The organism is Bacillus sp. ISL-46, from assembly GCF_018613205.1.
Window position 1 is genome coordinate 1 of record NZ_JAGGQR010000022.1, and the last position, 13,865, is coordinate 13,865.

Annotated in this window: 12 protein-coding genes; 9 read left to right on the plus strand and 3 right to left on the minus strand. The window is 39.0% G+C overall.

Annotation, left to right across the window (positions count from 1 at the left end):
* The first annotated feature begins 105 nt into the window (after positions 1–105).
* The 7 genes from J7E67_RS13775 (at position 106) to J7E67_RS13805 (ending at position 7,167) form a co-directional block, all read left to right on the plus strand.
* Complete coding sequence (locus J7E67_RS13775; RefSeq protein WP_214732087.1) at positions 106–1,050, plus strand: carbohydrate ABC transporter permease; 945 nt, start codon at positions 106–108, stop codon at positions 1,048–1,050.
* 11 nt (positions 1,051–1,061) lie between these two features.
* Positions 1,062–1,898: a carbohydrate ABC transporter permease gene (locus J7E67_RS13780; protein ID WP_251026766.1), complete on the plus strand. Its 837-nt coding sequence runs from the start codon at positions 1,062–1,064 to the stop codon at positions 1,896–1,898.
* Between the two features lie 26 nt (positions 1,899–1,924).
* The gene (locus tag J7E67_RS13785) at positions 1,925–2,998 is read left to right on the plus strand and encodes a Gfo/Idh/MocA family protein (RefSeq protein ID WP_214732088.1); all 1,074 of its coding nucleotides are present in this window, start codon (positions 1,925–1,927) and stop codon (positions 2,996–2,998) included.
* A gap of 113 nt (positions 2,999–3,111) precedes the next feature.
* On the plus strand, positions 3,112–4,191 hold the full coding sequence (locus tag J7E67_RS13790) for a Gfo/Idh/MocA family protein (RefSeq protein ID WP_214732089.1): 1,080 nt from the start codon (positions 3,112–3,114) through the stop codon (positions 4,189–4,191).
* Between the two features lie 15 nt (positions 4,192–4,206).
* Complete coding sequence (locus J7E67_RS13795) at positions 4,207–4,959, plus strand: ThuA domain-containing protein (protein WP_214732091.1); 753 nt, start codon at positions 4,207–4,209, stop codon at positions 4,957–4,959.
* Between the two features lie 70 nt (positions 4,960–5,029).
* Complete coding sequence (locus tag J7E67_RS13800) at positions 5,030–6,004, plus strand: AEC family transporter (protein WP_214732094.1); 975 nt, start codon at positions 5,030–5,032, stop codon at positions 6,002–6,004.
* Between the two features lie 146 nt (positions 6,005–6,150).
* On the plus strand, positions 6,151–7,167 hold the full coding sequence (locus tag J7E67_RS13805) for a LacI family DNA-binding transcriptional regulator (protein WP_214732096.1): 1,017 nt from the start codon (positions 6,151–6,153) through the stop codon (positions 7,165–7,167).
* Positions 7,168–7,322: 155 nt separating this feature from the next.
* Here J7E67_RS13805 and J7E67_RS13810 read toward each other — a convergent pair whose 3' ends face one another.
* From J7E67_RS13810 to J7E67_RS13820, 3 genes are all read right to left on the minus strand, one after another.
* Positions 7,323–8,153 (minus strand): MIP/aquaporin family protein, encoded by an 831-nt coding sequence (locus J7E67_RS13810; protein ID WP_214732126.1) that lies wholly within the window; start codon positions 8,151–8,153, stop codon positions 7,323–7,325.
* A gap of 253 nt (positions 8,154–8,406) precedes the next feature.
* Complete coding sequence (locus J7E67_RS13815) at positions 8,407–9,267, minus strand: VOC family protein (protein WP_214732098.1); 861 nt, start codon at positions 9,265–9,267, stop codon at positions 8,407–8,409.
* 292 nt (positions 9,268–9,559) lie between these two features.
* Complete coding sequence (locus tag J7E67_RS13820; RefSeq protein WP_214732100.1) at positions 9,560–11,137, minus strand: PTS transporter subunit EIIC; 1,578 nt, start codon at positions 11,135–11,137, stop codon at positions 9,560–9,562.
* Positions 11,138–12,407: 1,270 nt separating this feature from the next.
* On the opposite strand from J7E67_RS13820, the gene J7E67_RS13825 reads away from it, so the two are divergent.
* Both J7E67_RS13825 and J7E67_RS13830 read left to right on the plus strand, forming a co-directional pair.
* Entirely contained in the window at positions 12,408–13,166 is a 759-nt protein-coding gene (locus J7E67_RS13825) for a MurR/RpiR family transcriptional regulator (protein WP_214732101.1), read from the plus strand.
* A 37-nt stretch (positions 13,167–13,203) separates the two neighbouring features.
* A complete protein-coding gene (locus J7E67_RS13830; protein WP_214732104.1) occupies positions 13,204–13,701 on the plus strand; it encodes a PTS sugar transporter subunit IIA in 498 nt (165 codons plus the stop codon).
* Positions 13,702–13,865 lie beyond the last annotated feature (164 nt).

Genomic DNA, 13,865 nt, shown 5'->3' on the forward strand with positions numbered 1-13,865 from the left:
TATTAAACTGAGGGAGTTAAATAATAGTCAAGAGAGCACCGGGCATTCATCATGGGATGATCGATGTTTGTCCGGTTAGCAGCTAAAAAAGGAAGGAGAAAGATAATGATTACGAAAGTCGAAGCAACTCCTATAACAAGTGTTCCTTCTAGGAAGGTTAAGCTGAAAGACTTTGTAGAAAAAAATCTTGGCTACATCATGGTTTTTCCATCGCTTGTGATTATTTTCGGATTCGCTTTATATCCGGTAGCTCAAGCGATATGGATGAGCTTGCATACCTATAAGCTAAATATGCCTGCCTTGGGCAAACCTTTTGTAGGTTTTAGCAATTATCTATCCCTGCTCCAGGATGAACGCTTCTATAAATCTCTTTATAACACGTTCTATTTCAGTTTTTGGTCCGTCTTACTAGAATTCATGATCGGGTTAGCCATCGCCCTGCTGATCAACCGCGCCTTTGTCGGACGGGGGATTGTAAGAGCAACGGTATTGATCCCCTGGGCGATTCCCACCGTCGTATCGGGGATGATGTGGAAGTTCATGTACAATGATCAGCTTGGCGTCGTCAATGATATTCTTGTCAAGCTGGGTATCTTGGATCATTATAAGACCTTCCTCGGGTCACCGGATAGTGCCTTATGGTCGATCATTATCACCGATGTCTGGAAAACAACTCCATTTATCGCTTTGCTTCTGTTAGCGGGCTTGCAGGTTATCCCTCAGGAATTGTATGAAGCGGCCAAAGTGGACGGGGCCGGCGTCATGCAGCGTTTCTTTCAAATTACCTTGCCTTTATTGAAGCCTGCGATTTTGGTAGCTTTGTTGTTCCGAACACTGGAAGCCTTTCGCGTATTCGATGTGATCGTCGTCATGACCGGCGGCGGACCTGGAAACAGTACCGAGAGTTTATCCATGTATGCGCATACGACGATGATGCGTTACTTGGATTTCGGAACCGGTTCGGCGATTGCCGTAGTCACCTTCTTATGCGTCATGCTGATCAGTTTCTTCTATATTAAAATTCTTGGCGTTGAAGTTGATGGTAAATAGGAGGGAGAATAATGAAAAATTATGTGGTTATAATCTCAAAGTGGAGTGGATTTTACCTAGGTGTCGGATTGTTCGTTTTGGTCACGATGTTTCCTTTCATCTGGCAGCTCATTACATCCTTGAAATCCCCTGATGACTTGTATTTGATGCCACCGACCTGGTGGCCCAGCTTTGATTTCAGAAGCTATGTGGCCGTGTTTACGGAGCGTCCGTTTTTAACCTATTTAAAAAACAGCTTTATCGTATCTTCTTTGACTACGATTTATTGTATCGCGATCGGGGCGTTTTGTGCCTACGCTTTGGCCAGGCTGCAATTCCGGTTTAAAAGACTCATTCTCAGTTTAGTATTGGCTGTGTCGATGTTTCCGACGATTGCAATCTTGAGTCCGATTTTCATCTTGTTGAAGGATCTCAAGCTGTTAAACACGTATGCCGGATTGATTCTGCCTTACACCACATTTGGTTTGCCGTTGACCATTTGGATTCTAACCGGCTTTTTCCGTGAGATTCCAAAGGAATTGGAAGAATCGGCGGCCATGGATGGATGCTCTAAGCTAGGGGCGTTTTTTCGGATTATCCTACCTTTGGCCACGCCGGGGATTTTCACCACGGCGATCATAGTATTTATTCACTCCTGGAATGAATTTCTATTTTCCTTATCGTTCATGACCACCGATGAAATGCGGACAGTACCGGTAGGGATCGCGATGTTCCCCGGCCAGCACGAACTGCCATGGGGCGATATATCCGCCGCTTCCGTAGTAGTCACGGTTCCTCTGATCATCCTGGTCCTGATCTTCCAGCGTCGGATAATCTCCGGTTTAACAGCGGGAGCTGTAAAAGGATAAGGTTTTAATCTCATGGAGGATATCATATGTCTAAAATAAATATCGGCCTGATCGGTGCAGGCGGGATTGCCCGGACTGCACATTTTCGGGCGTTGAGTAGACTAACTGATGAAATTCGAGTGACAGCGGTTGCGGATGTTGCTTACGAAGCCGCAAAAAAGCTGGCCCAAGAATGGCAAGTGGAACATGCTTTTGAAGACTACCGGGATCTCCTTCAGTTAAAAGAAGTGGATGCCGTGTTGGTTACCGTACCGAATTTTCTTCATGCCCAGGTGGCTATTGATGCGATGAATGCGGATAATCATGTTTTGTGCGAAAAGCCGATGGCCATGAATGCGGCTGAAGCGGAACGGATGGTGACGGCCCAAAAAGCGACTGGAAAAACGTTGATGCTGGCTCTAAATAACCGATTTCGCCGGGATGTCCAATATTTGAAGGCCTACAGCGAAGCGGGAGAACTCGGAGAGATCTACAATGCCAAATGCGGCTGGATGAGAAGAGCCGGCATTCCTGGTTGGGGAGGATGGTTTACCACCAAGTCCCTTTCCGGCGGTGGTCCGCTAATCGATATCGGAGTTCATATGCTGGATCTGGCCCTTTATCTCATGGGTAATCCCAAACCGGTATCGGTGGTCGGATCTACGTACACGAAATTTGGAAACAAGGATCAGGAAGGCTCCCGCGTCTTAGGTATCGCTAATCCGCAAGGCATCTTTGATGTGGAGGATTTGGCCACGGCGTTTATCCGGTTGGAAAATGGGGCTACGTTAACGCTTGATGTCAGTTGGGCAGCCAACATCGAAAAGGAAAAGGTTTTCCTTAATTTCATAGGAACCAAAGGGGGAGCCGCACTGGAAAATGAGAGGGGAATCTCAATTTATACAGAAAAGTTCACGATCCTGGAAGATATTCATCCGCAGGTGAATTTTGATGATGTTGAAGCTCGTACGGAGATGTGGCACCATTTCCTTCATTGTGTCAGAACCGGTGAACAGCCGCTCACTACTCCAGAACAAGGGATGTTTATCAATAAGATTTTGGATGCAATTTATGAATCGAGCCAGACAGGACGTGAAGTCCTTATTACGACCCCGGAATAGGTACTTGCAAACCTTTAATACATTTGAGTGAATAAGAAGCTCGGGATATTCACAGTATTATTCGGTTCAAAGAGATTTGGTGGGCATAACATTCATAGTGAGGAGAAACAAGGATGTCAAAAAAATTAAAAGTTGGAATTATCGGTTGCGGGGGAATTGCCAAAGGAAAGCATTTGCCTAGCCTGTACAAACTGCAACAAGTGGAAATGGTGGCCTTTTGTGATGTGATTGAATCCAAAGCCCAGGAGGCATCAGCGAAGTACGGTACGGAAGGTGCTAAAGTATTTGCGGATTACAAAGAGCTGTTAAAAGATCCAGCTATCGATGTCGTCCATGTCTGTACCCCGAATGAATCGCATGCGGAAATTACCGTGGCTTCATTGGAAGCAGATAAGCACGTGATGTGTGAAAAACCGATGGCCAAGACCACGGAGGAAGCTCGCCAGATGGTGGAAGCAGCCAAGAGAACAGGTAAGAAGTTAACGATCGGCTATCAAAACCGTTTCCGTTCTGACAGCCAGTATTTACACCAAGTTTGCCGGCGAGGAGACTTGGGCGAAGTCTATTATGCCAAAGCCCATGCCATTCGTCGCCGTGCCGTTCCAACTTGGGGTGTGTTCCTCGATGAGGAAAAGCAAGGAGGCGGACCGCTGATCGATATTGGAACCCACGCACTGGATTTGACATTGTGGATGATGAACAACTATAAGCCGAAGGTGGTATTGGGCAGCACCTTCCATAAGCTTGGAGCCAAAAAAGATGCGGCTAATGCTTGGGGATCCTGGGATCCAGAGAAGTTTAAGGTGGAAGACTCCGCTTTCGGATTCATCAAGATGGAAAACGGAGCGACGATCGTATTGGAGTCCAGTTGGGCTTTAAATATCCTGCAAACTGGTGAAGCCAAATGCACCTTGTGCGGGACAGAAGGTGGAGCGGATATGTTGGACGGACTGCGAATCAATGGGGAGAATTTTAGCAAGCTTTATACCCAGCGAATTGATTTGGATGCCAAGGGTGTCGATTTCTATGATGGAGAAAAAGAAACTGCGGCGGATTTGGAAGCGAGGTTGTGGATTAAAAGCATCCTGAATGATACGGAGCCGGTGGTCAAGCCGGAAGAAGCACTCATAGTAACTGAAATCCTTGAAGCAATCTACAAATCTGCCCAAACCGGCGAAGCGGTATATTTATAAGGAGGAGTAAACAAGATGGCAAAAACGATTAAAGTGACAGTATGGAATGAAAACCGCCATGAGCAAACAAATGAACAGGTACGAAGCGTTTATCCCCAAGGGATTCACAATAAGATTGCTGGTCCACTTAGTGAAGAAGGCTTTCAGGTGAGAACGGCTACTTTAGATGAGCCAGAGCATGGGCTGAGCCAAGACGTGTTGAATGATACAGATGTCCTTATATGGTGGGGGCATATAGCACATAGAGAAGTTCAGGATGAGATTGTGGAACGGGTACAGCAGCGTGTCTTGGAGGGCATGGGATTGATCGTTCTGCATTCCGGCCACTTCTCAAAGATTTTTAAAAAGCTGATGGGCACCACCTGTGATTTGAAGTGGCGTGAAGCTGATGAGAAGGAACGCCTGTGGGTAGTCAATCCGGCCCATCCGATTGTCGAAGGAATCAGCTCATACATAGAGCTGGAAAAAGAAGAAATGTACGGAGAGTTCTTTGACATCCCGCAGCCGGATGAACTGATCTTTGTCAGCTGGTTTGAAGGCGGGGAAGTATTCCGCAGCGGTTGTACCTACACACGGGGGCGGGGAAAAGTGTTCTATTTTCGACCAGGGCATGAAACGTATCCGACTTATCACAATCCGGAAATCCTTAAGGTTATTTCCAATGCGGTTCGTTGGGCTTCACCTGTAAATAGGTCAAATTTGGTATTTGGAAATGCTAAACCTTTAGAGGTTATTAAAAGCCAATTGGAGCCATTAGAAAGTAAGTAGGTTGGGATATTTTAGGCCAAAAACTAATGAATAGTTTTGGCCCTTTTTTCTTGGCAAGGGAGATGAAGAAATGAGCTTTATTTATGGACTGAGCATCATTTTATTTGGATTATGGTTTGGCAGAGGATTAAGATTTCTAGCTGAAAAAGGGAAAATTTCTGAATCTATTCGGCTGCCAAATCTATTAAAAAAATGCACTTACCTGGTTTTACTAGGATTGAATCCAATTATTTTATTAGGAGCTTTTTGGGGAGCAAAGCTGGATAACATAAAATTATACTTCCTTCCTTTATTAGGGGTATTAACGCAAATATTAGGCGGGATTTTAGCGGTGACATTTGCCAAAATACGCAAACTAAACCATCAGCAAGAGGGGACAATGTTTGTATCGGGCTCTTTTTCAAACCTTGGAAACTTTGGGCTATTATTTTGCTTTTTATTTTTAGGCGAAGAAAGCATCATGTACGTAGCGCTGTTTCGATTACTTGAGGAGTTGTTTTATTACATGGTGGCATTCCCAATTGCCAAATCATTTGGAGAGAGGGCTAAGGGAGAAGCAAGGAGAGATTCGTTATTTACTAAGGTAATCACAGATCCTTTTATTATGATTACACTATCTGTTGTTTTAATCGGTATCCTCCTCAATATGTCAGCATTGCAGAAGCCTCACTTTTTTTCATTATTTAATACTTTTTTAGTTCCGCTGGCTGCTTTTTTATTGGTAGCACCGATTGGTTTCAATATGAAGCTTAATGTCATTAATAAGTACATTAAAGAAGGTATTGCCCTATGTCTAATAAAGTTTGTAGTTGTTCCGCTCGTTATGACAAGCTTTTCCTATTTTTTAGGTCTGGGGGAGATTCATAATGGTTTGGTTCTTAAAGTTATTTTTTTGCTCGCTGCCATGCCATCAGCAGTCTCGTCACTTGTCCCGCCGCAGCTCTTTCAACTTGATATAGATTTAGCCAATTCGAACTGGATTGTGAATACAGGCGTTCTCTTCCTCATGCTGCCGATTCTCTATTTTGTTGTTCATCTTTTATAAAAAGTTTAGGAGAAAAGACTATTTAAATTACGGTTCATTTCTCGACAGGATTATTTCTCGAACCAGGCTTTCTTTTGATACATTTAAAGAGTAATATATATATTATACAATCCGATTTTAACTATTGATGTTTTAGGATGATAGGGATGAAAATTACAATTAAAGATGTTGCTAAAAGAGCCAATGTATCAAAAGCAACGGTTTCGAGAGTATTGAATCAAAGCAAACCGGTTAGTCTGCAAGTGAGAGAAAAAGTTATGAAAGCGGTTGAGGAACTTGGTTTTAATCCTAATCCGGTTGCACGCAGCCTGGCGATGAATAAAAGCGGGTTGATCGGTGTATTGATATCGGATATATCGAATATGTTTTTCTCAGTTTTGGTAAGCGGGATTGAAGCAGAATGTTTCAAACAAAAATATACCCCTCTTCTCTGCAGTACGAAGGGTGATACGGAAAGAGAGCTTTATTATTTGAACCTGTTAAAAGACCAGTATGTAGATGGGATTATTATTTTCACTCCATCACCGAAGGAAGAGCATCTGCATTTTTTTGAGAAAAACCTGATCCCTGTTTTGTTTAAAAGCTATCCAAATCCTGCAAAAAGTGAGTTTTCCTGTATTAATATTGATAATTTTAAAGCCTTTTATGATATCACTCAATTTTTGATTGATCTGGGGCATGAAAAAATTGGGATGTTCGGCGGTCGTTTTACCACTGTTCATTCCGAGATTTATCAACGATATGCCGGGTTCAGGAAAGCTCTGGAGGACAATGGCCTTGAATTTCATGAGAAGTGGTTCCTTGAAGGAGAAACCGACATTCCCACAGGATATATGAGAGGAAAAAAACTGTTTAGCATGAAGGATATTCCTACTGCGGTTTGCTGCGCAAGTGATACGATTGCGATTGGGGCCATTCGAGCGGCAAAAGAAATAGGACTCCGCGTGCCAGAGGATATTTCCATCACCGGATTTGACGATATTCCGATCGCGGAAGCATACTCGCCGAGTTTGACGACTGTCCGGCAGCCTATAATTGAGATGGGTATACAGTCTGTCCAAATGCTCATTCAGCAAATTCAAGATAAAGATAATCGTTCGAAAGAAATAAGAATTCTGTCGCATGAAATCATCGTAAGAGAAAGCTGCTTAAAAGTGAAATGAACGAATAAAGCGAAAATCACTTGATTGGACAAATGGTCGTTAAAGTTAAATTGTTCCATGGGTTTCCTGCCTCCATTTAAAACAAATGCACAAGGCTCTCAAAGGCGTCTTGCGCGTTTGTTTTACTTATATCTATCAGTGTCCCTAGCTAAAGGCTATGCTGTCTTCTTCTTAGATCCAATATGTGCTTGCGGCTTCTTTTTTGCTGTTGCTGTATATGCTACAATCAGAACGATTGCGGTAGATGCCAGTAAAATCCAGAATTGAGGAGTCGGTTTTCCTAGGAACACTGCTTTGTAAAATAATCCGCCCAGACTGCCGCCCAGACTCGGTCCTACTACTGGAATCCATGCATATCCCCAGTTTGATCTCCCTTTACCTGGAATAGGCAGAAGAAAATGAGCAATTCTTGGCCCTAAGTCACGTGCTGGATTTAACGCAGCTCCTGTTGTTCCTCCCAATGACATCCCTAGACTGATAATCAAGAACCCGATGATTAAAGGGTTGAGACCATCTGTGAACTTATTGGCACCGATGGATAATAATCCTACTATTAATACGAATGTACCAATCATTTCGCTTAATAGGTTGGAAAATGTATCCGGAATAGCAGGTCTAGTAACAAATACGCCGAGTTTTATATCAGAATCATCAGTTTCTTTCCAATGAGGCAAATATTGCAGATATACAACTATTGCACCGATGACAGCTCCTAGAAGCTGTGCTGCCAAGTAAAATGGAACTTGATTCCAGGGGAAGTCTCCATTTAATGCAAATACCAATGTTACCACTGGATTGAAATGTGCTCCGCTAAATTTTCCTACTGCATAAATCGCAATAGATACTGCCAATCCCCAAGCGAATGTAACAACCATCCATCCCGCGTTATGAGCATACGATTTCTTCAGGGAAGTTCCTGCACACACACAGCCTCCTAAAAAAATTAAAATTGCCGTACCTATTACCTCTCCCCAAAAAGCTGTCAGGTGAAACACCTCCTTTTCTGATAGAATTCGTGCACTCTAATAACACAAAAATACAAGCATGAATTCAAGCTGTCGGGTTACTTTTATTACATAGTATCAACTTGCTCTACTGCGCTTAATAACTCCTCAGACCATGTCCAGCCACTAATTGCTACCGCATTTTTAACATAATGAATTTTAATTGCACCAATAATAGCAGGGCTTACCATGGGTTGATTGGATTGAGGAATAAATTCTCCACTTCTTAAATTAATTATTTAAATGTCTTTTGATTAAACTCTATTTTTTCATTATCAGGCCCTTTAACATGAAAAAAACGTACTTCAAAATCTCCAAAATCAATAAAACTAGGAAAAGGCTCTTCAATAGTATAATTTGCTTCCCGTAACTCATTAAAAGCTTTATCAACATCAAGCACATCTAATGCAATATGATCAATATGTCCATCTGCCCTTGTTTTTATTTCCTCCAGATCTTCTCCAAACAGTTGATATAGCTCTATGTAAAAACCATTCAAATCCATAAAAGCAGCTTTGATAATTCCCTCTTCTCTTTTTACCTCTGCATTCATCACTTCAATGAATCCTAAATCCTTATAAAAACTTTTTGATTTGTTAATGTCAGTAACAGGTATGCCAAGATGAGACCATCCTTTTAACACGGTTTTATTTATACAATCTTCTGATGCTAAATTTTGACTCAACTCTACCGTTTCACCATTAGGCCCAACAAAATTTAGATACTTGACGCCCTTCAAGAAAAAATTCTCTAACAAAACAGGACCGTTTATAGTCGATGAATCTAATTGGGCTCCTTTTAAAAGAAATTCTTCCAGTGAATACTCAATATCTGCTGTATCAATAGCTAAATGATCAATGTGCCCCTTGGATCTAAATTTTATTTCTTCATAATCCTTTCCAGAAGGCTGATAAGCTTCAATAACTAAATTTCCTAACTTCATAAATGCAACACTAACTTTTCCATGATGATCAATAACTGTTTTATAAATTGTTTTGAAGTCGGCAATTGCTTCGTACCATTCAATTGTTTTATTTAAATCAACTGTAGGGATTCCCAAGTGTTGAACACCTGTTAGATTTCCTGTAAGTAGCATAATAATATCTCTCCTGTACAAATAATTATTTCATTCTTCCAATGTCTCAGGTTGTGAGTAGTAAACAAAATCTGTATTCCCATATTCCTAAACATGCTTTCATTAATAATGGAATATAGCATAACCTCCTCTATATAAGATGACTTAAGAGGAGGTTATGAACAGGTAAATCCAGAATATATAAGTTAAATTCCCAATATTTAACTTATTACTAAAATTTTATTACGCTTTCATTTATCTTCGACATACTCAAGATTTAACTGCATTTTATTACTAATCATTTACAGAATCATTAGTTTAAAGTAGCTAGATATTTATCAACAGAGTTCCTCACTCCATTTACTTTAGGTCCATATACAACCTGAATATTCTCACCGTTCTTGATTACTCCTGCTGCTCCTGTACCTTTTAAAATTGATTCATCAACTATAACAGCATCTTTAACTTTTACTCTTAAACGTGAAAAACAGTTATCAACAGTTTCTATATTTTCCTTTCCACCAAGCCCTTGAACTATTTCAGCAGCTAAGTCTAAATCTTTTCCTGCTGTTGCTTCTTCTGAACGGTTGGACATTTTTTCTTTATAATCTTTTTTAGTAAATAATTTAACTTCATTATCTTCTCTACCAGGAGTCTTAAGTTTTAATTTTTCAATTAAAGCTTTAAAGACAACAAAATATACTCCCACTTGAACTAGTCCTACAGCTATATATATAGGCCATCTAGTTCTTCCAATTCCAGCTGGTAGATTATAGGATAAAAATTCTATAAGTCCACCTGCTCCATACGTTCTAACACCAAATAGTACTGCAACAGTTTCAAACAAACCATCCATTACAGAATGAACTAGCCATAATAATGGTGATACAAATAAGAATGTAAATTCTAAAGGTTCTGTAATACCAGCCAAAAAAGATGTTGCTACTGCTGGTATTAAAAGTGCTTTTAATTTACTTTTATTTTCTGGCTTAGCTGTTTTATAGAACGCTAAAGCAGCTCCTACTAAACCAAATATTTTAACCATACCATACTGTATATATTTTGCCGATGGATCGAATATCTTTATAGATGGATCAGTTAGCTGAGCTAAGAATATATTTGTAGCTCCATAATATGTTTTTCCATGTATAGTTAATTTCCCGCCAATATCAGAATAGAGGAATGGTGTATTAACTAAATGATGCAATCCAGTTGGAATTAAGAATCTATTTAGGAATCCGTATAGAAATACACCTATAGCTCCTGCCTTATTTATGAAAGTTGTCAATGCTGAAATACCACTTGCAATAACAGGCCAAACATAACTTAATACGATTGCTAAGGTTAATAAAATTGGAATTAACACAATAAATACGAATTTGGTATTTCCATATGCCCCGAATGCTCCGGGAAACTCCTTATTATAAAATTTGTTATGAACAAGTGCTACTACTACTCCAAGAATCATTCCTAGGAAAACTCCCATATCAACTACTTGAAAGCCTAAAATGATTGTTTGTCCAGTTCCGGTTAAATCAGAAGCAACTTTATATTTTATTAATTTTCCCGTTAAAGCCAGCCACTGATTGTTAGCGCCTAAAAAAACCAAAAAGGAAAATAATGCTATAAGTGCAGCTTCTGCTTTCTTTTCTTTAGCCATCCCCATAGCTATTCCTACACAGAAAACAATCCCTAAATTCATTAAAATAGGCCAAAGACCACTACCAATGTATTTACCTACATTGAGTAGAAAACCTCCATTTCCTACAATAACTGGGTTAGTAAGGATAGCAGAAAGTGCTAAAATTATACCTACAACAGGTAAGTATAAGACTGGAACCACTACTGCTCTAGCAAAAGTCTGCATGCTGTTTAAAATCTTATCCTTCATTGTAATCCTCCTGATCATATTGTTGTTCCATTCTTGTAAGCGATTTATTCTTGTTGTTTTTTACCTCCTAACTTACTGTTAACGTTTACAGCATATTTATAGCATATTAAAAAAAGAGCAACAATAAGATGCAGGCATTATGGGCTCAATCACTGTTTTTGTTCCTTTTCTCATCTTCTGAGAATTTTCACATCACTTATTTATGCATGAATTATCAGCCCGAAATAATCATATTAGCAATGAAATGATATTTACGAGACAAACTTAATTTTAGAAATCGGGTGTGGAAGGCTGTGTTCCATCAATCGCTTATAAAACGATGATGTATTGAGCGCACAAATGTGGGGTACAATTGGATGGACATTTTCGTTGTCATATAAAGCAAACAAATGATCCATGGAGAAGTGAATTGTTAGATGCCACAGTAAACGAGAAGCCAGTGTCTCCATAAATAAAGGGTAAGAATAACGTATCTGAAGGCATACAGGTAAATTGGATAAATGCGATATCTGAACATCTTTTTTATAGGGTTAGCATTTTGTTAAGAAGAAATCTGTTCCATATGAGGACCTGAATTATTATTGTGGTCAGATACATTTATTCTAAGTGATATGGGATACACATAGCTAAAAACAACAGGTGCAGCTTGTCTAACACGCAGTTGAATTTCTTTAAAGTGGTATCATATCCTGTAATGTAGAAGCCTTTGTATATTCCAAACTTTTATAGAATGATTTTTACCTAGGAGCAAGAACAGTCATTAGATCATTACTTCATATATGTGATCACATTTATTCCCCTTAAATGGATAATTCAATAAATTCATTCTGGTGAATTTATAAATTGTGGGAAAATTCTTATGGGATGTGAAAAAGAACAAAGAATGTGATAGATACCATAATGCCTTTATTTTGTTGTTGCTGTTTTTTCTATATGATATAACTTGTGTTGTAAACGTTATTTTTCTATCCGAAATACTTAGTCTGGAGTCCTGCAAATAAATATTGTTCCTTGCTTGTTATGGGCTTAATCCCTTTAGCAGTAGACAGACATTTATTCATGATAAGGATAGAAGTAATTAGATGTTAAGGCTAAAAGTAATGTCAGTACGCACAATTATGCTGGATGTTTCGGAATCTGTTTAGATTAATTAAGGAGTGAGAAATTAAAATTTTTTATCCCTTTTGCTCCATTCTCTCTACCCAGTAGTACATTGAAAAGGGTTTGAAGGATAGACTAAACTAAAAAGCACTAGGAGTAGATGGGGAAAATGAAGATCGAAGAGTTAATTAATAAACATTATAATCAACTGCATGAAAATGACTTTCATATTTTAAAGTACATCCTCAATAACAAAAGCTTATGTTATCAGCTAGGAATCAATGATTTAGCGGATAAGTGCAATGTTTCCCGTTCATCCGTTCTGCGTTTAGCACAAAAACTGGGGTTTAGTGGCTACAGCGAATTTCGTGTGTATTTAAAATGGCAGGATCAGGAACATGTGGATAGAGAAGTAAACAGTGTTGAAAATTTGTATGCAGATATACAGGAAACGGTAAAATATACGAAAACAAAAGATTTTCATGATATATGTGAGTTAATAGACCGATCCGAGCGAATATTTGTTTACGGAACAGGTAGCTTACAATTGAACTGTGCTGATGAGTTACAAAGAATGTTTCTTATCTTGCAGCGGCATTTATATGTGATAAAAGCATCAAAAGAATTCGAAATATTACTCCAAAGTTTAACAGATAAGGATCTCATAATTATTATCTCCTTTTCAGGTGATACACCGGTAATATTTCCTGCCGTGCAATCATTAATCGCAAAAGGAATACCATTTATTTCAATAACAAATCTCAAAAGTAATAAGTTAGCAACCTTGACTCCTTATAATTTATATGCAAATAGCTCAGAAATTCAGATAAGTGATGGAGTTCCCATTCATACATTTTCTTCTTTCTTTATTATTGGAGAGACGTTGGTCCGACACTATATTGAGTATCAACGTGCTATAAAGTCTTAAGTATACATTCCACTAACCAAAATAGGAGCTGATAGTAATGTTTAAAAATTTATTTCAAAAAAAAGCAAAAACTCAAATAGAAGAAATACATTCTCCTCTTACTGGAGAGATTATACCATTAGAAGAAGTCCCTGATCCGGTCTTTTCACAAAAAATGATGGGAGACGGTATAGCAATCATACCAAAAGAAGGGAAACTTGTTTCCCCAGTTGATGGTGAGATCGTGCAGGTTTTTCCCACTAAACATGCGATAGGGATTAAATCTGTGAAAGGTTTGGAGATTCTAATTCACGTAGGGTTAGAGACTGTTGAACTTAAAGGTGAAGGATTTGAAGTATTTGTAAAAGAAGGGCAATCTGTAAAAGCAGGCGATGTATTATCAAACTTTGATATACAATTTTTGGAGAGTAAAAATAAAGAGATTGTTACCCCTATTATTATTACAAATACGCAGGAAAAATTAGGTGACATGGAGCAAATCTCTACTTCAGAAGTGTCAAGACAAGAGTTAATTTTAAAGTGTAATTTGAAATAATGTATTTTAAATAATGAAATAGATTAAAAAGCTTATATAAAACAATTTATTTTCATAAAGCAGACTGCAGTCTCTGAAATTATAATTTTCTATAAAAAGATTTATATATTCCAAGTTGTAAAATATCTAGCGCTATCTCAATATAAGAGCTAGCACGATGAAAC

Bases quoted from the DNA above. Each gene is read 5' to 3' on its own strand.
- J7E67_RS13775 (WP_214732087.1), top strand. From the start codon at position 106: ATGATTACGAAAGTCGAAGCAACTCCTATAACAAGTGTTCCTTCTAGG.
- J7E67_RS13780 (WP_251026766.1), top strand. From the start codon at position 1,062: ATGAAAAATTATGTGGTTATAATCTCAAAGTGGAGTGGATTTTACCTA.
- J7E67_RS13785 (WP_214732088.1), top strand. From the start codon at position 1,925: ATGTCTAAAATAAATATCGGCCTGATCGGTGCAGGCGGGATTGCCCGG.
- J7E67_RS13790 (WP_214732089.1), top strand. From the start codon at position 3,112: ATGTCAAAAAAATTAAAAGTTGGAATTATCGGTTGCGGGGGAATTGCC.
- J7E67_RS13795 (WP_214732091.1), top strand. From the start codon at position 4,207: ATGGCAAAAACGATTAAAGTGACAGTATGGAATGAAAACCGCCATGAG.
- J7E67_RS13800 (WP_214732094.1), top strand. From the start codon at position 5,030: ATGAGCTTTATTTATGGACTGAGCATCATTTTATTTGGATTATGGTTT.
- J7E67_RS13805 (WP_214732096.1), top strand. From the start codon at position 6,151: ATGAAAATTACAATTAAAGATGTTGCTAAAAGAGCCAATGTATCAAAA.
- J7E67_RS13815 (WP_214732098.1), bottom strand. From the start codon at position 9,267: ATGCTACTTACAGGAAATCTAACAGGTGTTCAACACTTGGGAATCCCT.
- J7E67_RS13820 (WP_214732100.1), bottom strand. From the start codon at position 11,137: ATGAAGGATAAGATTTTAAACAGCATGCAGACTTTTGCTAGAGCAGTA.
- J7E67_RS13825 (WP_214732101.1), top strand. From the start codon at position 12,408: ATGAAGATCGAAGAGTTAATTAATAAACATTATAATCAACTGCATGAA.
- J7E67_RS13830 (WP_214732104.1), top strand. From the start codon at position 13,204: ATGTTTAAAAATTTATTTCAAAAAAAAGCAAAAACTCAAATAGAAGAA.